We start from the raw sequence: 18,979 nt of genomic DNA, 5'->3' as shown, positions 1-18,979 counted from the left end.
GCCGGAAGCGCTATGATTCGCCAAGAAGCGTGGAGGAAATGAGGGGCTCATGTCAGCAGGTGTGGTAATCGAGAAGGCCATGGTCGAGGATCGGGACGCGCTGGAAGCGCTGATCGGTCGCTGCTACGCAAAAGTCTATCCCGGCTGGTACGAGGCCGACATTCTGGAAAACGCCCTGCCCGCCATGCTTCGGATCGATCCGAAGCTGCTCGAAAGCGGACGCTACTTCAAGGCGATCGACGACGGCACGATCGTGGGCTGCGGCGGCTGGAGCCACGCCACGCCCGGTACCGGCGACAAGGTGGGTGCGACAGGCCATGTCCGCCATTTCGCGACCGAGCCCGGCCAGATGCGCACCGGTGTCGGAAGCGCCATTCTGGAACGATGTGTGAGCGATGCGCTGGATTCCGGCATGACCCGGCTCCAGTGCTTTTCGTCGCTGCCGGCCGAAGCGTTCTATGAGCGACACGGTTTCGAGCGGGTTCAAGAGGTCACCGTCATGCTGGGGGAGAGTATTCCCTTTCCCGCCATTCTGATGCAGCGCGTGCTGGTTTGATCCTTCAACACCGTCCGGGCCGCTCTCTGGAAAGCGGCACCAATCCCCGATATTGCGGCTGGCCTCAACCGAAAGGCGACTTCATGCCGGGCGGCAGGCCCAGCCCCGACGTCATGGACTGCGTCTTTTCCGCCATCGCGGTTTCCAGCTTGGCGCGCGCGTCGGCGTGCGCCGCGACGACCAGATCTTCGAGAATCTCGCCCTCGCCTTCCTTCATCAGCGAGGGGTCGATGGAAAGAGACTTCAGATCGCCCTTGCCCGTCAGCGTGACGGCGACGAGACCGCCGCCTGCCATGCCGGCGATTTCCATGGTTTCGATCTCGGCCTGAAGCTCGGCCATCTTGGCCTGCATTTCCTTGGCCTTGCTCATCAGGCCCATCAGATCCTTCATCGGTCGGCGCTCCGTATCATTGCAATCGTGGCTTCGCAGATAGAGAGCCGGCCTGCGATCCGCCAGTGCGCGCCAACCGACTAGGTCTCAAAATCGTCTTCGTCATCAAAGCCGGCATCTTTTGCCGCCTGCGCCGCAGCGTCGGCATCAATCTCTTCGACATCCGCTTCGGCTTCACTCTCCGGCATGCGCACATCGACGATCCTGGAACCGGGAAAAGTTTGAAGAATCGACGCAACGGTCGGGTCGAGAGCGGCTTCTCCGAGCGCCGCCTCGCGCGCGGCCTGCTCTTCCTCGGCAGCGGTCTGCCCCCCGCCCTCGCGGCTCGTGGAAATGGTCCACCGCTCGCCGAGCCATTCATGCAGCTTGTTCTGTATATCGAAAACCAGCGTCGCAGGCGCGCCGGGATCGAGTTGGACGGAAATACGCCCGGGGCCGAAGGAAACAGGCCGGACAAAGCGCTTGATATTGCCCCGGAAGACGGGATCGCGGCGCTGCTCGGCCAGCTTTAACAGATCAGCGACGGATTCCAGCGGGGTGAAGCGCTGGGTCTCCTCCTCGACCTGGTGATCGGATTGCGGCTGCGCGCGCCCTGAAGGTTTCGCCTCCGGCTGGCTCGCGACGAGACGCATCGTCGGAGCGGGTCGGGACTGTGCAGCCGATGGCATTGGCTGTCCGCTGGCGGTCGCGCCACCTCCAGCCATGGCCCGGGCGCCGCCCCCATTTCCGCCGCCGGCCGGACCGCCGACAGGCGCATCACTCCCCTGGGCACCCTCCTGCGCCATGCGGATGGCGTCGTCCAGATTGGGCAGATCGGCGGCATGAGCGATGCGTATCAAGACCATCTCCGCCGCTGCCACGGGCCGGAAGGCCGTTTGCACTTCGGCGATCCCCTTCAGAAGCATCTGCCATGCGCGGCTCATGGCTCGCACGCTCATGCGCTGGGCGAAGGCCGTGCCGCGCTCGCGTTCCTCTTCCGACAGTGACGCATCGTCCGCCGCCTCCGGAACGAAGCGGAGACGGGTGACGAGATGGGTGAACTCGGCAAGATCGGTCAGGATGACGGCCGGATCGGCGCCGGAATCGTACTGGCTGCGGAACTCGCCCAGAGCGGCGGGAAGATCGCCTCCCATCAAATGCTCGAAAAGGTCGACCACCCGAGCACGGTCGGCGAGGCCCAGCATGGCGCGGACGGTTTCACCTTCCACCTTGCCGGCGGCATGGGAAATCGCCTGATCCATGATCGACAGGCTGTCGCGGACCGAGCCTTCGGCGGCGCGCGCGATCATGGCGAGCGCTTCCGGCTCGACTTCGACTTCCTCCATATCCGCGATCTTCGACAGATGATGAACGAGCGTGCCGGCATCGACGCGCCGCAGATCGAAGCGCTGCGTACGCGAGAGAATGGTGACCGGCACCTTTCGGATTTCGGTCGTCGCGAAAACGAATTTCACATGAGGCGGCGGCTCTTCCAGCGTCTTCAGCAGCCCGTTGAAGGCCGCCGTGGAGAGCATGTGCACCTCATCGATGATGAAGACCTTGTAGCGCGCCGAAACGGGTACGTAGCGAACCTGCTCGATGATGTCGCGAATATCGTCGATGCCGGTGTGGGAGGCCGCATCCATCTCGATCACATCGACATGGCGGCCTTCCATGATCGCCTGGCAGTGACGGCCCATTTCCGGCAGATCGATGGACGGCCGGTCAATTTCGTCGGTCTCGTAATTCAGGGCTCGCGCCAGAATGCGAGCTGTCGTCGTCTTGCCGACGCCTCGGACGCCCGTGAGCATCCACGCCTGCGCGATCCGGCCGGTCTTGAAGGCGTTGGTCAGCGTGCGGACCATCGGCTCCTGGCCGATCAGATCTGAAAAATCACGCGGCCGGTATTTCCGTGCCAGAACGCGATATCCATCGTCCTTGCCGGTTTCCTGGCTCATTTCCGGCAGGTCGCTCATCGCTTAAGCCGATTCCCTTTGTGCTTGAGGCCCGGCCATCAAATGGGCCGAACTCGTCGCCGTCAAGGGCGTACGCGCCGGACTGGCGGCCATGATGACGATCACGGAACGGGAAGGGTGGGAGACTGGCACGATGACCCGCGCCGGAACCTCGTTAGGGCTGCTTCCTCTCGGACCTGACCCGGTTGGCGAGTGGTGCGTCCACCACCAGCCTCCCACGGTCCATATCATCAATCATAAACCGGTTTGCAAGTTCGAACGGCGCTTTTTGCCGCAAAAAACGGCGCTTCGCCGTGGGAGGACTTGCGTTCCTTTTATAGTTCCCATTCTTATGGACGCGGGAAAGAGGAGAATTCATGCTGACCTTCAACCGGCATAGCGGCTTCGAGATCGACAGAAAGCTGGAGGCCGACAGCCATCCCATCTGCTGGCTCGGACTATGCGAGTTGCGTCTCATCGACGATCGCCGATGGCCTTGGGTTGTGCTCGTGCCGCAGCGCAACGGCGTGAAGGAACTGCATGAACTCACGCCGCTCGATCAGACCATGATGACATTCGAGACAAATGAGGTAGCGGAAGCCCTGTGCGCCGTGACCGATTGCGACAAGATCAATCGCGGCACGCTCGGCAATATCGTCTCGCAGTTGCATTACCACATCGTCGCAAGGAATGCTGGCGACCCCAACTGGCCCGGCCCGATCTGGGGATATGGCGTACGTGAACCGTACCGTGGCGAAGAACGGGCCGCTTTCTGCGAACGCCTCAAAAATCAGCTTGCCCAAAATTGAATCGGCTGCCCGGGCATTTCTGGCCAAAGGTCGAAGCGAGCCGACAAACCGGTTTTTCGCGTAATCCGATCGAAAGGCGATCCGAACATCGCACGCCCCGGATCGTCGGCGACGCATTTGAAGATCCGCAGGCGAAAGCACTTTTCTTCGATAGCGAAGAGCAGCTTGTCTTCGTGCCGGATCGTTCGCCATGGCTGGGGCGGAAGGAATGGAGCGCGCTCCAGCAGGCCTCCGAAGCGGACCCGATTCTCCTGGGCTGGATCAACGAGACGCCCTGTCTTGCGCTGCAAACCACGCTGAGCATGGACGAACTGCCCTCACCCTATCAGGCGCGCCCTGTCCGCTCGCTCTATTCGGAAGGGGTACTGTCTCCTGAAGATGAAGGCGCTGCAGGGCAAGCGCGTTCTCTCCTCACATGGCATAAGAATCATCATTTCTGCAGCACTTGCGGAGCGCCCGCCAAAATGGACGGCGGCGGTACCAAGCGCGTCTGCACGCAGTGCGAGAAGCAGTTCTTCCCTCGCATCGACCCTGTAGCGATCATGCTGGTTACGGACGGCGAGCGTGCGCTGCTCGGTCGCGGCGTTCATTTTCCGGAGGGGATGTATTCGTGCCTTGCTGGTTTCGTCGAACAGGGCGAGACCGCTGAAGACACCGTTCGGCGCGAAGTGTTCGAAGAATCCGGCATCAAGATCGGCGCCGTCCGTTATCATGCAAGCCAGCCATGGCCGATGCCCCATAGCCTGATGATGGGTTTTTTCGCCGAGGCGCTCTCCACCGACATCGTTTTTGACGAGACCGAATTGGCTGATTGTCGATGGTTCGACCGCGACGAGGTTGCCGATATCCTGTCGCGGCGTTCCAACTCCAGCAGTGAAACGCCCCGGCCGGGTGAACCGTCCGCGCCGCCGCGCGGGGCCATCGCGCAACGCCTCATGACCGACTGGGTCAGCCTGACCGCCTGACGGATTGATTAATCGTCGGCGGATCACATCGTCTGACGGGCAACCTCCTGCAAGACCGCTCCGTCCATGAGAAGCTTGCGGCTCGAATGGGCTTCATAAACGCCAAGAATGCTCAATTCATCCGAGAAGAAATCGAGCTCCTCGAGCGCCAGAGCGACATTGGCATCATCCGGGTGCCCCTCGATATCGGCGTAGAACTGGGTCGCCACAAACTGGCCTTCGAGCTGATAGCTCTCCAGCTTGGTCATGTTGACGCCATTGGTGGCGAACCCGCCCATCGCCTTGTAAAGCGCCGCCGGAATATTGCGCACGCGGAAGATGAAAGTCGTCATGATGCCAACATCGTCGTGCCGCACCGCCTGATCGGCCTCCGCCGACAGCACCACGAAGCGCGTGATGTTGTTTTCGGTGTCCTCGACGTCCCGCGCCAGAATATCCAGACCGTAGAGTTCAGCCGCCAGTTCCGGCGCCAGCGCGGCGCGCGTCTTGTCGCCGCTATCTCTCACTTCGCGAGCGGCCCCGGCCGTATCGCCAGCGACGATCGGCTTCCAGCCATTCTGCCTGATGATCTTGCGGCACTGACCAAGTGCATGGATGTGACTGTGAACGGTCTTGATATCCTGATGGGTCGTTCCTGGCAGGCCCATCAACTGGAAGCGGATCGGCAAAAACCACTCACCGACGATGTGCAGGCGCGATCGCGGCAGAAGATGATGGATGTCGGCAACGCGGCCGGCAATCGTGTTCTCGATAGGGATCATGGCAAGGTCGGCCGCTCCGGTCTCGACGGCCAGAAACGCCTCCTCGAAAGTCGGACAAGGGAGGGGCTCCATGGCTGGAAACATGTCGCGGCAGGCCTTGTCGGAGTTGGCTCCGTTTTCGCCCTGAAATGCGATGCGACCCTGTCTCTGATCCATTTTTCCCGTTCCTAATTCGCTTCTGCGATGCGGCGGCGGGCTTCGGCCAGATCGGCCTCCGTGTCAACGCCAAGCGGTACATCGTCGACGATCGCGGCATCGATACGCATCCCGTCCTCCAGAGCGCGCAATTGCTCCAGCTTCTCCCGCTTCTCCAGAGACGATTGCGGCAGGCCGACGAAGCGGGCCAGCGCATTGCGTCGATAGGCATAAAGGCCGATGTGGTGGTAGAGAGGCCCCTCACCCCATGGCGCGGTCGCGCGCGTGAAATAGAGGGCCCGCAGACGACGCTCCGCCAACGGGCTTCCGACCAGCTTCACAACGTTGGGATTTTCCTTCTCTGCCGCCTCGACGATCGGGGCGCAGAGAGTACCGATTGCAACATTCCGGTCGTCGAGCAGATCGATCGCAGCGCCGATGATCTCCGGCGCGATCGTCGGCAGGTCGCCCTGCACATTGACAACGATTTCGATCTTCCCGTCGGGATCGACGGCCTGCAACGCTTCAAAAATCCGATCGGAGCCGGACTGATGGGCGGAAGAGGTCATCACGGCCTCAAAGCCGGCGCTCTCGACCGCCTGTCGGATCTTTCCACTATCGGTTGCAACGATCACGCGCCCGATGCCCGCGGCGGCGGCGCGTTCGGCGACCCTCACAACCATCGGGCGCCCGCCGATATCGGCAAGCGGCTTGCCCGGCAGACGGCTCGCGGCGAGACGAGCGGGGATCAGTGCGATGGATGTCATGTCGCGCAACCTTTCCACAAGGGTTGGAGCCTTCGACAAAGGTCGACGCCGGGGTGTCCTTATATGTGTTGCAAGGGACAGGCAAAAGACATAGTTTCCGCCGCGAACCGGGCCGGGGCGGTCCGGAACAAGCCGTATGGCTTGCTCGCAGTGGCTTTTCGGAGTTCGTTCCGGAGGGGAAAGCGGCTAACGCCGCGCCGGACATTGCGGGAGCGACCTTCTAGGAGCCTGGAGTTTCATGGACTCTTTTGAACTGAACAAGATTGTCGGCGGCCTTCTTGCTGCGGTGTTCGTCGTCTTTTCGATCGGTCTGATTTCCGATGCCATCTTCCATGAAGAGGTGCCGGAGCAGGCCGGTTATACGATCGAAGCGGCCGAAGAGGGCGCCGGAGGCGGTGCCGCCGCCGAGGAAGAGCCTGCCGTTTCGATTGGTGAACTGATGGCAAGCGCCGATGCGTCTGCCGGCGAAGCCGTCTTCAAGAAATGCGCGTCCTGCCACACCATCGAAGATGGCGGTGCAAACAAGGTTGGTCCGAACCTTCACGGCGTTATTGGCCGCGCTATCGCTTCGCATGAAGGTTTTTCCTACTCCGAAGCGATGCAGAGCTACGCCGGTGAAGTCGGCGACTGGGATTTCGAGCACATGAACGCCTTCCTGCTGCGCCCGAAGGATGAAGTTCCCGGCACGGCAATGGGCTTCGCTGGCCTCAAGAAGGATTCCGACCGCGCGAACCTTCTGGCATGGCTGAACGAACAGTCCGCCAATCCGCAGCCGCTACCGGAGCCCGAAGCTGCTCCGGCGGAAGGCGACACAGCCGATGCGCCGCCGCCTGAGGGTGTTGCCGGTGAAGATGAAGCGCAGCCGCAAGCCGAAGGGGCAGGTCCTGCCGAAGGCACGGGCGACCCGGCCGGCGCCGTCCCTGCCGAAGACACCACAGAGGCCGCTCCTTCCTCGGAGAGTGGCGATATGGGTGCCGCGCCGACCGCCGTCGAAGGAACAGGTGAGGCGCTTTCGGCCGATGATGAAGCGGCTGATACCGATGCAAATTCCGCTGATCCGGACCAGACCGATGCTGCCGGGACGGATGCTGAGCAGCCGGAGGCCGAGGGATCAGATACGGCCACCGAAGCGGAAACGACCACAACGGATGGAGAGGCTTCGCCGGAGGAGGAAATCCTTCCGGAAGAGAGCAACTGAGGAGGGCTCACACCCTTCCCCTATTGGAACCAGCTTTCCGAATTTTCATCTTCGCATCATGAAAAAGCCGGCTTTGCGCCGGCTTTTTTATTGCCATTATGGCGGTGCGCCCTCCCTTAACGGTTGTCGTCATCCTTAACGACACCCAACATGCGGCGCAGGTCAGACATGGCGAGGAGCAGATAGAATATGACAGAGCGACGATCCGACCCGAGGCCCATGCCATTCGGCAAGAGCGCACTGCCCTTCGATCGGCGCGCCTTTCTGAAAGCCGGCGGGCTAGGCCTTGGCTCGATTGTCCTCTCCGGGACACGCGCCTTTGCGCAGGAGAATACCGAGCCGGTGGCAAACCCGACGCTGCCCGACCGCGAAACGCACGAAGCCCTGCCCTGGCATCACGCCACGACCCTCCTTGGCGACGCGAAATATCCCGAAGATTTCGAGCGCTTCGACTATGTGAACCCCGACGCGCCGATCGGTGGAACGGTGCGCCAAGGGTCGCTCGGCAGCTTCGACAGCTTCAACGCGGTCATCCCGAGAGGTGAAGCCGCGGCTGGTCTCGGGCTCCTCTACGAGACGCTTTTCATGCGCGCGCTGGATGAAGCCGACACGTCTGCGATGTATGGCCTTCTCGCCACCGCCATCAAATATCCGGACGATTTTTCCTGGGTTTCACTCAAACTCAATCCCAAGGCAAAGTGGCACGATGGCGAACCGGTGAAGGTCAGCGACGTCATCTGGAGCTTCAACAAGCTCAAGGAACTGAACCCTCAATATCGCTTCTATTACGCCAATGTGGTGGAAGCGACCGAGAGCGCTCCGGGAGAGGTCAGCTTCCTCTTCAACGAACGCGGCAACCGCGAACTGCCTCACATCGTCAGTGAAATTCTGGTCCTGCCGCAGCACTGGTGGGAGGGGGAAGACAGTAGCGGCAAGAAGCGCGATATCACGGCGACGACGCTGGAGCGCCCGCTCGGCAGCGGCCCCTACCGCGTCGGCGCTTTCAGCGCGGGGCAGTCCGTTACATACGAACGTGTGGAAGATTATTGGGGCAAAGACCTGCCGGTGAATGTCGGCTCCAACAATTTTCAGAAGATCCGCTACGAATATTTCCGCGATCAGGTGGCGATGATCCAGGCACTCAAGGCTGGCAAGCTCGACTTCCGGCAGGAAAACAGCGCCACCACTTGGAACACGGCCTATACCGAGAACCTTTTTCCGGCGCGGCGAAAGGGCTATGTCGACCTGAAGATCGTGCCTGACAAGGCGTCCGGCGTCATGCAGGCTTTCGTGCCCAATCTGCGCCGAAAGAAATTTCAGGATCCGCGTGTCCGTCGGGCGATCAGCTATTGTTTCGATTTTGAGACCCTCAACCGCACGATCTTCTACGGAATGTACCTTCGGCCCGACAGCTTCTTTTCGGGCACCGAACTTGCCTCGACCGGACTGCCGCAAGGCATGGAACTGGAGATTCTCGAAAAGTACCGGGAGGAACTTCCCGAAGCGGTCTTCACGGACGTTTTTACCAACCCGATCGGCGGATCGAACGGGGCCATGCGCAAGAACCTGCGTATCGCGCTCGATCTGTTCAAGGAGGCCGGCTACGAACTGCGCAACCGCAAAATGGTCAACGCTCAGACCGGCGAGCCCTTCGAGTTCGAGGTCCTCTATGCGACCGAGAGTTCGGCGCGGATCATTACTCCACTTCAGCAATCGCTGAAGCGGCTTGGCGTTGATGTCTCACTGCGCCTCATGGAGCCGAATGCCTATCTCGAGCGGGTTCGCAATTTCGATTACGACATGATCACCATGGCCTGGGGTCAGTCACTCTCGCCGGGCAATGAACAGCGAAATTACTGGGGTAGCGCCTCGAAGGACATACCCGGCTCGCGAAACTATGCCGGCATTGCCGATCCGGCCATCGATGGACTGATCGACGAAATCATCTTTTCGGAAACCCGCGAACATCTGGTCGCCGCTACGCGGGCGCTCGACCGGGCACTTCTGCATCACCATTACGTGATCCCGCAAATCTATTATCCGTTCGAGAGACTGGTCGTCTGGAAGCAGATTAAGGGGCCTGATCCTCTGCCCGAATTCTCTGTCGGCTTCCCGACCGTTTGGTGGCAGGACGAAGAGACGGCGAAGGCGATTGCCGCAGGCCTGAAAGAGCTGCCCGCGCCGCCTGAGGAGCAGCCCGAAGATGGCTGATGGAGCGATGCCTGTCGCGAGCCGTCGCGCCGTTTTGACGGGAGCGGCAGCCATGGCCACCGCGCCCTTTTTGCCAGGGCCGCTTTTTGCAGATATACCGCGAAACAAGGCACTGCATGGCCTTTCGGCTTTTGGCGAACTGAAATACGGACCCGATTTCCAGCATTTCGATTTTGCCAATCCAGATGCACCCAAGGGCGGGCGCATCTCCTTTCAGGCCCCCAACTGGACAGGCAATCAAAGTACAACCGGCTTCGATACGCTGAACATGTTCGTCCTGCGCGGCATCGGTGCGCCAAGACTGGAACTGACCTATGACGGCCTGATGACGCCGGCGCCCATCAACACCATGGCTGGCGCCTTCGACGAGCCGGACTCGATCTATGGCCTCATCGCCGAAAGCGTGATGATCGAGGATGGCGGCAGGCGCTATCGCTTCCGCCTGCGGCAAGAGGCGAGGTTTCATGACGGATCGCCGGTGACGGCCGCCGATATCGTTGACAGTTACGAGCGGTTTCAGCGCACGGAAACGCATCCCTTCTTCTCCGCTCCGCTGACCAATCTTTCGGCGGTGAAGGCCCACGGCGATCACGAAGTCAGCCTGACCTTTGCGAACGAAAATAGCGAGCGAGCAATCCTGTCGGCGGCGTCGCTGCCCATCATCGCCAGATCCTTCTGGGACGATCATCCCTATGACGGCTCACAGCTTGTCGCGCCGCTCGGCAGCGGGCCGTACCGGGTCGGACGCATGCGCGCCGGAACTTTCATCGAATATGACCGCGACCCGGACTATTGGGGCGCCGACCTTCCGGTCCGACGTGGACTATACCATTTCGACGTTATCCGGGTTGAGACCTTTCGCGATCACGCGCCCGCCTTCGAGAGTTTCAAGAAGGGAGAGACGCTCTACCGCGAAGAGTTTTCATCGCAGCGTTGGGCACAGCAATATGACTTCCCCGCCCTGCGCGACGGCCGCGTTGTCAAACGCGAAGTGCCGCGCGAGGAGGTCGGCGGCTTCCAGGGCATGGCGATCAATCGGCGGCGCGCGAAATTCGACGATGCCCGGATTCGCCGAGCGCTCGATCTTTGCTTCGATTTCGAATGGATGAACCGGCAGCTCTTCTTCGGCCAATATGAGCGGACCACCTCATTCTTTCACGGCTCGGAATTTGAAGCGAAAGGCCATGCAAGCAGCGCCGAACGCGCGCTCCTCGAGCCCTTTCTGAATGAACTGCATGATCTCTTATTGGAGTCGCCGCCCCTGCCATCGGTTTCCGACGGGTCCGGGCAGGATCGATCGAAGCTGCGCGAAGCGGCACGCCTTCTTGCCGAGGCCGGCTGGAAGCGAGGCGCCGACAATCTGGTCGCCGACGAGAACGGAAAGAGGCTGAGTGTCGAACTTCTGACCGATCAGCAGGGCTTCATCCGCATCTTCCAGCCCTACAGCCAGAATTTGAGGCGGATCGGCATCGATGCCACGGTGCGGCTGATCGAAACGACCCTCTATGAACGCCGCGTCCGCGACTATGATTTCGACTGCACGGTGCAGAACCTCAATCACGGAGCAACGCCCTCGGACGATGCGCTGTCTCTCATATTTGGCAGTCAGGCGGCTGACGCGAACGGAACGCAGAATCTGGCAGGCACCAAAAGCCCGGCCGTCGATGCGATGATTGCGGCCGCAGGGCGTGCTGAAAATCGCGACGATCTGCGGACGGCCCTGCGTGCCCTCGACCGTATCATGCGCCATCGACAGGACTGGGTCCTGCAATGGTCATCGCCAAGCCATCGCGTTTCGCATTGGGATGTCTTCGGCTATGGGGAGAAACCGCCCTATGGATTTGCGATCGAATCGCTATGGTGGTGGGATAGGAACAAGGCCGAGAAACTGGGTCTTGCCAGAACGGATATGTCCGGCAACTAGACCGGACCGGAAAACGAGCCAAAGGACCTTGCATGGGAGCCTATATTCTGCGGCGTCTGCTGCTGATGATCCCGACGCTTTTCGGAATCATTGCCGTGGCATTCGCCGTGGTGCAGTTCGCGCCGGGCGGACCGGTAGAACAGGTCATCGCCCGCGTTACTGGCCAGGGTGACGGCGCCATGGACCGCCTTTCGGGAGGCGGTGGCGATATGGGAGGCGGCCAAAGCTTTGACGGCGGCGGCGAAGTCAGCGGCAAATATCGCGGCGCGCAAGGTCTCGACCCCGAATTCATCGCTGATCTTGAGCGCCAGTTCGGCTTCGATAAACCCTGGTATGAACGCTTCTTCGGGATGGTGTGGGATTATGCCCGGTTCGATTTCGGCGAAAGCTATTTCCGTGATGTGAAGGTCATCGACCTCATCATCGAGAAGATGCCGGTGTCTGTTTCACTTGGCTTGTGGCTCACCCTCATTTCCTATGCGATTTCCATTCCGCTCGGGATCAGAAAGGCGGTCAAGGACGGCAGCCCCTTCGATACCTGGACGAGCGCGATCGTCATTGTCGGCTACGCCATTCCGGGCTTTCTGTTCGCCGTGTTGCTCGTGGTTCTGTTCGCGGGCGGCTCATTCTTCGATCTTTTCCCGCTACGCGGGCTCACCTCTGACAATTGGGACCAATTGTCCTGGCCGATGAAGATCGTCGACTATTTCTGGCACCTGACCCTGCCACTGACTGCCATGGTGCTGAGCGCCTTCGCCACCACCACGCTGCTGACAAAGAACAGTTTTCTCGACGAGATCCGCAAACAATATGTGACGACCGCCCGCGCCAAGGGGCTGACGGAGCGCCAGGTGCTCTATGGCCATATCTTCCGTAATGCCATGTTGATCATCATCGCCGGCTTCCCGGGGGCGTTCATCAGCGCCTTCTTTACCGGCTCTCTGCTGATCGAGCAGATCTTCTCGCTCGATGGGCTGGGCCTGCTTGGCTATGAGAGCATTCTCAATCGCGACTATCCCGTCGTCTTCGCCAACCTTTTCATCTTCAGTCTCATCGGCCTGCTCGTCAGCCTGATCTCCGACCTGACCTATACGTGGGTCGATCCCCGCATCGATTTCGAGCGGAGGGACGTGGCATGACCGATGCCGATATCGTCTATGAAGAAGTCGAGAAGGTTCGCGCCGTCCGACGTCCCTTTCTCTCGCCGCTCAATCAGCGCCGCTGGGAGAACTTCAAGGCCAACCGCCGAGGCTACTGGTCGCTCTGGATCTTTCTTGTCCTCTTCATCCTTTCGCTGGGCGCCGAATTCATTGCCAATGACAAGCCCATCCTCGCATCCTATCAGGGCGAAATCCTCTTTCCGGTCCTTGTCGATTACCCGGAAGAGAAATTCGGCGGTTTCTACGCCACCACGGATTATCGCGACCCCTTCATCGCAGAGGAGATCGAGGCCAATGGATGGATGGTCTGGCCACCGATCCGTTACAGCTATCAGACGGTGAACCGCGAAATTCCCGAGGGCACGCCGGCAAAGCCTTCCTGGATGTATGATGAAGCGACACGCTGCGGGCTCTATCCGAATGGCGCCGACGACCCGCAATGCCGGCTCGGCAACTGGAACTGGCTCGGCACGGACAATCAGGGACGTGACGTCTTGGCGCGTTCGATTTACGGCTTCCGCATTTCCGTCCTGTTCGGCCTGCTTCTGACGCTCTTCTCCGGCGTCATCGGTGTCGCCGCAGGCGCCGTGCAAGGCTATTACGGCGGCTGGATCGACCTCATCTTCCAGCGTTTCATCGAAATCTGGAGCTCGATCCCGGTTCTCTACCTCCTGCTCATCATCGCCGCGGTCCTGCCACCCGGTTTCTGGATTCTGCTCGGCATCATGCTACTGTTTTCATGGGTCGCCTTCGTCGGCGTGGTGCGGGCCGAATTCCTGCGCGCGCGCAATTTCGAATATGTGAATGCCGCTCGCGCGCTCGGCGTGGGCAACCGCACCATCATGTGGCGCCATCTTCTGCCGAACGCCATGGTCGCGACGCTGACCTTCCTGCCCTTCATCCTGAACGGGTCGATCACGACGCTGACCAGCCTCGACTTTCTTGGCTTCGGCCTGCCGCCCGGCTCTCCCTCGCTTGGTGAGATGCTGAGCCAGGGTAAGCAATATCCAGGCTCGCCGTGGCTTGGCCTGTCGGGCTTCGCGGTTATCTCGATCATGCTGTCGCTGCTGATCTTTATCGGCGAGGCAACGCGCGATGCCTTCGATCCGCGAAAAGCGTTCAAGTGAGGAGAGCCATATGACCGAACCTCTCCTTTCGATCCGCAATCTGTCGGTGGCCTTTCACCAGGGGGGCGTCGCCAGCACCGCCGTCGATCACGTCAGCTTCGACATCGGCCAGGGCGAGACGCTCGCGCTGGTGGGTGAATCCGGATCGGGCAAGAGCGTGACCGCCAATTCCGTTCTGAAACTCCTTCCTTACCCGATGGCGAGCCACCCTTCCGGCGAAATCCGTTTCGAGGGTACGGATCTGCTGAGCGCAAGCGAGCAACATCTTCGCCAGGTCCGCGGCGACGACATCGCCATGATCTTTCAGGAGCCGATGACCTCGCTCAATCCGCTTCACACGATCGAGCAGCAGATCGGCGAAACCCTGACGCTCCATCAGGGCCTGAGCGACAAACAGGCCAGGGCGCGAACACTCGAACTTCTGCATCAGGTCGGCATTCGCGAGCCTGAGAAACGTCTTGCCGCCTATCCGCATCAGATGAGCGGTGGCCAGCGCCAGCGCGTCATGATCGCCATGGCGCTCGCCAACAAGCCGAAGCTGCTGATCGCAGACGAGCCGACCACGGCCCTCGACGTGACCGTTCAGGCGCAGATTCTCGAACTGCTCTACGAACTTAAGACCGAGCAATCGATGAGCATGCTGTTCATCACCCATGATCTCGGCATCGTGCGGAAGATCGCCGATCGCGTCTGTGTGATGACGGGCGGCCAAATCGTCGAGGAAGGGCCGACCCGTGAGATTTTCGAAAACCCGCAGCACGAGTATACGAAACACCTTCTCGCGGCCGAGCCGAAGGGCCGGCCGCCGAAAGCCGACCCCGCCGCGGAGACGGTGATGGAGGGCGACGACATCAAGGTCTGGTTCCCGATCAAGGAAGGCTTCTTCCGCAAGACCGTCGACCATGTGAAGGCGGTCGACGGCATCGATGTTAAGGTCAAGGCCGGTCAGACGCTCGGCATCGTCGGCGAATCCGGCTCGGGCAAGACGACGCTCGGCCTCGCCCTGTCTCGCATGATCAGTTCCGATGGCACGATCGATTTCACGGGACGCCGCATCTCCGACTATGGCTTCAAGCAGATGAAACCGCTGCGCTCCGAGATGCAGATCGTCTTCCAGGACCCCTACGGTTCTCTTTCACCCCGCATGAGCGTCTCCGACATCATCGAAGAGGGGATGAAGATCCACTTCCCCAAAATGAGCCGTGAGGAGCGCGATGCGAAGGTAGTCGAGGTGCTGCGGGAGGTCGATCTCGATCCTGCCACCCGTTTCCGCTATCCGCATGAATTTTCCGGCGGCCAGCGCCAGCGCATCGCTATCGCCCGCGCCATGGTTCTGGAGCCGCGCTTCGTGATGCTCGACGAGCCGACCAGCGCTCTCGACATGAGCGTGCAGGCGCAGGTGGTCGACCTGCTGCGCGATCTGCAGAAGAAGCACAATCTCGCCTATCTCTTCATCAGCCACGATCTGAAAGTGGTGCGCGCGCTTTCCAACGAGGTCGTCGTCATGCGCAACGGCAAGGTGGTCGAGTACGGACCGGCTGAGGAGATCTTCGAGAACCCGAAGACTGATTACACCAAGGCTCTTCTGGCCGCCGCCTTCGATATACGGACCACCGGCGCGGAGGCCGTCAGTCAATGAGGAGCAAAGCCGAAGGCGATCGCCCCGCAGAGACCACCATCACAGGGCGCAGCACGCTTCATGACGGCTTCGAGAGCGTCGAACAGTTCCGCATCCGCCATACCGATCCGGATGGTTCGCAGAGTGACGAGGAAACGCGCGAACTGCTCATGGCGGGTCATGTGGTCGGCGTGATCGCGCACGATCCGTCGGCAGACAAAATTGTCCTGATCCGTCAGTACCGGCTTGCCGCCCACCTCCAGACGGGCAAGGGCGATCTGGTCGAACTCGTCGCCGGTGGTGTCGAGAATGGCGAAACGCCGGAAGAGGCGGCGCGACGCGAACTGAAAGAAGAGGCCGGCCTCGACGCCAAGAGCCTCAAACCGTTGTTTCAGGTGATGTCGTCCCCCGGCATTACCGACGAGATGGCGCATTTCTTCCATGCCGAGGTCGATGCGTCGGCGCTGAGCGACCGTGCCGGCGCCGAGGAGGAAAACGAAGCCACCTTCCCCTTCGCCCTGCCGACCGATGAGGCCATAGCTCTGGCGGAAAGCGGCGAATGCCAGAACGCGTTCCTGGTGCTGGCCATGGCGCGTTTCAGAAGAGAAGCCAGCGACTAAACGCGCTACTCATTCGCAAAGGCCGGCGAAAAGCTCGACTGTTGAGCGGCGCCGGCGAACGCCAGCGCCGCAATGACTTTCACGTCACGAAGGCTGTCTGCCGCGCCGGGACCGTCTGGCCCATTGCCAGCCAAGGTCGAGCGCAATCATGACGAGCAACGTCAGTCCTGTAAGGGGAAAGATGATTCCGCCGATACCCAAAAGCACCAAGAGACCGACGAAGACCTTCCTATCCGAAGGCAGCGGAGGCACCCCAAACCGACCAGAAGGCCGCCTTTTCCACCACATGATGGCGGCCGAAACCGCCAGAAGAATGATGCCCACGCACACGATCAGCAGAACGATCTGGTTCAGCAGCCCGAATGTCTGACCCATATGGGTATTGATGCCGAACTCCAGCCAGCGGCCGAGCGGTCCGTAGTCCTCATAGCTCATATCGACCAGCAGCTGGCCAGAATATTGATCGAGATGGACGACCCGTTGCCGGCTCAGATCGTCCGGATAGACGGAGCCGGAGAAGACGCCGGTTGGCGATTGGGGTAGAGCGACGGAAAAGCCATTCGCCAAACCCATCGACTGAAATTCCTGAACCGCAGAATCCAGACCGATCGATTGCGCGCCCGCAACGGGTGGCCCGTCGGTCCGTGGGATTTGCGCCTGCTCCAACGACCAAGACGTTTTCGCTGTGTCGGTGAGTCGATCCTTCGACATCGGTACCTCGACACGGACGCCGGACGGATAGCCGAAATTGCTGCCATTGGCCCATTCATTGACTTGCGCGCCCCATACCGACGACCAGGGCATGCCTGTCACGGCAAGAAAGACGATGAAGGCGCCGGTGACCAGCCCCGTTACCGCGTGGACATCACGCCAGAAAACCCTCCGACCAGGCGTTCCCCGGACCGAGATCACGCCACCTCTCTGACCGCGTGGCCACCATAGATAGATCCCGGTGGCGACCATGAGGATCGCCCAGCCCCCGACAATCTCGATGATCTTGCGCGGACCGGACCCGAAATACCGGAACGAATGCAGGTAGCGCACTGTCCATGCGAAGGTGCTTCGGTCGGCCCGAACCTCAAGGATGTCTCCAGTATACTGGTTGACGTAGACAGCCATGCGGCCGCCGGTTTCCGGCTGCACCGTCACTTCTGTCGACAGATCCTCCGCGCTCGGGGTGGTGTATTTGACGACCGTCCCCGGCTGGGCTTTCAGAGCCCGGTCGATGATTTCCGAGGGTGCCAGCCTCTGCTCGTCGACGGGATTGACTTGGATGAAGTCCGCGTGAACGATTTTGTCCAGTTCTTCACGAAAGAGATAAATGCCTCCGCTAACGGCAAGAGTGATGATGAAAGGCAGGATCAGAAGTCCCGCAAAGAAATGCCAACGCCACACGGCGCGATAGAGATCTGAGACCGCAACGCGTTGCGCAGCGGCCTTCGGAGCGGACGCCCCGTCGGTTGTATCTGTCATATTGATTGGTCCAGTCTGATGATTTCGAGAGTGAAAACGTCAGATCGTGGCGGGTGGGCCGGTGGCTGGCGGCAGCCCGGTCGCGCGGGCAAATTCGAGTATGGCCGTACAGGTCGAAGAAAGCTGTTCTCCAGAGAGCGTCAATGGCTGGCTCAAAGAGACAAGCAGCAACGGCCCGGGTTCATGGTGCATGGATGCCCAGGCGCACGAATTCGCGCCGGAGCCGTCGCCGTCATCGCCGCTTTCGACTGGCTCCATGGTGATCGGGTCCACCACAATCTCGGCCAGACTGTCGCCAGTACAGATGATCAGCGTGATGAAGCCATTCTGCGCCTTCGCGGGCATGATACCCTGCGCCACCATGGATGACAGAATGAATGGCGCCAGCAGGAGCCAGTGCACCAACTTACGTTTCTGTCGCCTCAGCGTCCGCTTCATGGTCGCGCTGCTATCACGGTTCTGATTTCACGCCAATCAACTCGGTAGAACATGTGGGAGCGGAATGGAGAATGCGCTCTATCGCCCTATCTCGACCGGCGCAACATGAAACACCCGGTTAGGACCGACAGATCGTCGACCGGAATGCCACAGACACCGACCCCGAGAGGATCACACCATGACCGTCGTTCTTGCAACCGTCTGCAAAGATGGGGTCGTGCTCGGCTCTGACTCCCAGATCACGGACAAGGGGCGCGGCATGACCTATCCCGCCGAGAAGATACATCCGCTGGGCGACCGGGCCGCCTGGGGCGGCAGCGGCGCGAGATCCGTCCTGTACGACGTCGAGCGCTGTTTCAACGAGAACAGCGCTGCGATTCTCGATGCACCGGATATTGGACGCGCCCTTCAGGAACAGGTGCTACCGATCCTTCGTCACCACTACGACACCTTTATTCCCGACGTGCCGGGCGAGGAGGGCGGCGGCACGCCCTCGGCCTATGTGATGGCCGCCGGTTGGCGGGACGGCCAGCCCTGGATCGTGGAGATTACGCCCTCCGGGATGATCGGGCACTATGCCGATATCGGTTTCCATGCCATTGGCAGCGGCGCGCCGATGGCCCAGCAAGCCGGCTCCCTGCTGTCGCACTTCCATTTGGCCGAGCGGTCATCGGACTTCGGCTGCGCGGCGGTCCTCCGGGTGCTGCAGGCGCTCGACCTCACCTCTGCCAGCGTTGGCGAGCCCTTCAGCATGTGCCGCATCGACGCGGACGGTGCCCACCATCTCAATGACAAGGACATCGAGAAGGTCAGCAAGACGGTTCGCAAATGGGAAGACGCCGAACAGTCCGTCATTGCCGACATATTCGACTGAATACGCGCGATCATCTGC

At 60.8% G+C, this 18,979-nt stretch carries 17 protein-coding genes and 1 other RNA gene; 11 read left to right on the top strand and 7 right to left on the bottom strand.

All coding sequences use genetic code 11. From position 1 onward, the window contains the following. The first annotated feature begins 49 nt into the window (after positions 1–49). Positions 50–556: a GNAT family N-acetyltransferase gene (locus tag D8780_RS01310; protein WP_121644019.1), complete on the top strand. Its 507-nt coding sequence runs from the start codon at positions 50–52 to the stop codon at positions 554–556. A 64-nt stretch (positions 557–620) separates the two neighbouring features. On the opposite strand, the gene D8780_RS01305 is transcribed toward D8780_RS01310, so the two are convergent. The 3 genes from D8780_RS01305 to ffs form a co-directional block, all read right to left on the bottom strand. Beyond that, a complete protein-coding gene (locus tag D8780_RS01305; RefSeq protein WP_121644018.1) occupies positions 621–947 on the bottom strand; it encodes a YbaB/EbfC family nucleoid-associated protein in 327 nt (108 codons plus the stop codon). A gap of 80 nt (positions 948–1,027) precedes the next feature. After that, positions 1,028–2,902 carry a DNA polymerase III subunit gamma/tau gene (locus D8780_RS01300; protein WP_121644017.1) on the bottom strand — a complete coding sequence of 625 codons (1,875 nt, stop codon included), beginning with the start codon at positions 2,900–2,902 and terminating at the stop codon, positions 1,028–1,030. A 117-nt stretch (positions 2,903–3,019) separates the two neighbouring features. Continuing rightward, an RNA gene (gene ffs / locus D8780_RS01295) (signal recognition particle sRNA small type) lies at positions 3,020–3,118 on the bottom strand. Between the two features lie 140 nt (positions 3,119–3,258). On the opposite strand from ffs, the gene D8780_RS01290 reads away from it, so the two are divergent. Both D8780_RS01290 and nudC read left to right on the top strand, forming a co-directional pair. Continuing rightward, positions 3,259–3,690 carry an HIT domain-containing protein gene (locus tag D8780_RS01290; protein ID WP_121644016.1) on the top strand — a complete coding sequence of 144 codons (432 nt, stop codon included), beginning with the start codon at positions 3,259–3,261 and terminating at the stop codon, positions 3,688–3,690. Next, positions 3,687–4,655 (top strand): NAD(+) diphosphatase, encoded by a 969-nt coding sequence (nudC, locus tag D8780_RS01285; RefSeq protein ID WP_121644015.1) that lies wholly within the window; start codon positions 3,687–3,689, stop codon positions 4,653–4,655. Before D8780_RS01290 ends, nudC begins: the two co-directional genes overlap by 4 nt. 23 nt (positions 4,656–4,678) lie before the next feature. On the opposite strand, the gene D8780_RS01280 is transcribed toward nudC, so the two are convergent. Further along, entirely contained in the window at positions 4,679–5,572 is an 894-nt protein-coding gene (locus D8780_RS01280; protein ID WP_121644014.1) for a prephenate dehydratase, read from the bottom strand. Positions 5,573–5,583: 11 nt separating this feature from the next. Beyond that, the gene (locus tag D8780_RS01275) at positions 5,584–6,318 is read right to left on the bottom strand and encodes a 3-deoxy-manno-octulosonate cytidylyltransferase (protein WP_121644013.1); all 735 of its coding nucleotides are present in this window, start codon (positions 6,316–6,318) and stop codon (positions 5,584–5,586) included. A gap of 238 nt (positions 6,319–6,556) precedes the next feature. Between D8780_RS01275 and D8780_RS01270 the strand changes: the two genes are divergently transcribed. From D8780_RS01270 to D8780_RS01240, 7 genes are all read left to right on the top strand, one after another. After that, positions 6,557–7,516, top strand: coding sequence for a c-type cytochrome (locus tag D8780_RS01270; RefSeq protein WP_121644012.1), 960 nt, complete (start codon positions 6,557–6,559; stop codon positions 7,514–7,516). A 189-nt stretch (positions 7,517–7,705) separates the two neighbouring features. Next, a complete protein-coding gene (locus D8780_RS01265; protein WP_245412212.1) occupies positions 7,706–9,727 on the top strand; it encodes an extracellular solute-binding protein in 2,022 nt (673 codons plus the stop codon). Beyond that, entirely contained in the window at positions 9,720–11,651 is a 1,932-nt protein-coding gene (locus tag D8780_RS01260; protein WP_121644010.1) for an extracellular solute-binding protein, read from the top strand. Before D8780_RS01265 ends, D8780_RS01260 begins: the two co-directional genes overlap by 8 nt. A gap of 32 nt (positions 11,652–11,683) precedes the next feature. Beyond that, complete coding sequence (locus D8780_RS01255; RefSeq protein WP_121644009.1) at positions 11,684–12,790, top strand: microcin C ABC transporter permease YejB; 1,107 nt, start codon at positions 11,684–11,686, stop codon at positions 12,788–12,790. Next, on the top strand, positions 12,787–13,938 hold the full coding sequence (locus D8780_RS01250) for an ABC transporter permease (RefSeq protein ID WP_121644008.1): 1,152 nt from the start codon (positions 12,787–12,789) through the stop codon (positions 13,936–13,938). The genes D8780_RS01255 and D8780_RS01250 overlap by 4 nt, the downstream gene beginning before the upstream one ends. Before the next feature lie 10 nt (positions 13,939–13,948). Then, positions 13,949–15,577 carry an ABC transporter ATP-binding protein gene (locus D8780_RS01245; protein ID WP_121644007.1) on the top strand — a complete coding sequence of 543 codons (1,629 nt, stop codon included), beginning with the start codon at positions 13,949–13,951 and terminating at the stop codon, positions 15,575–15,577. Then, on the top strand, positions 15,574–16,176 hold the full coding sequence (locus D8780_RS01240; protein ID WP_121644006.1) for an NUDIX domain-containing protein: 603 nt from the start codon (positions 15,574–15,576) through the stop codon (positions 16,174–16,176). The genes D8780_RS01245 and D8780_RS01240 overlap by 4 nt, the downstream gene beginning before the upstream one ends. Before the next feature lie 84 nt (positions 16,177–16,260). Here D8780_RS01240 and D8780_RS01235 read toward each other — a convergent pair whose 3' ends face one another. Both D8780_RS01235 and D8780_RS01230 read right to left on the bottom strand, forming a co-directional pair. Further along, on the bottom strand, positions 16,261–17,649 hold the full coding sequence (locus D8780_RS01235; RefSeq protein WP_121644005.1) for a PepSY-associated TM helix domain-containing protein: 1,389 nt from the start codon (positions 17,647–17,649) through the stop codon (positions 16,261–16,263). Between the two features lie 39 nt (positions 17,650–17,688). Further along, complete coding sequence (locus tag D8780_RS01230; protein ID WP_121644004.1) at positions 17,689–18,087, bottom strand: hypothetical protein; 399 nt, start codon at positions 18,085–18,087, stop codon at positions 17,689–17,691. 178 nt (positions 18,088–18,265) lie between these two features. On the opposite strand from D8780_RS01230, the gene D8780_RS01225 reads away from it, so the two are divergent. Continuing rightward, the gene (locus D8780_RS01225; RefSeq protein WP_121644003.1) at positions 18,266–18,961 is read left to right on the top strand and encodes an Ntn hydrolase family protein; all 696 of its coding nucleotides are present in this window, start codon (positions 18,266–18,268) and stop codon (positions 18,959–18,961) included. The last annotated feature ends 18 nt before the right edge of the window (positions 18,962–18,979 follow it).

Origin of the sequence: Notoacmeibacter ruber, from assembly GCF_003668555.1 — a bacterium.
Lineage (GTDB): Bacteria > Pseudomonadota > Alphaproteobacteria > Rhizobiales > Rhizobiaceae > Notoacmeibacter > Notoacmeibacter ruber.
Note: the sequence above shows the minus strand (reverse complement) of the source record. Positions and strands in the feature narration are given on the sequence as shown.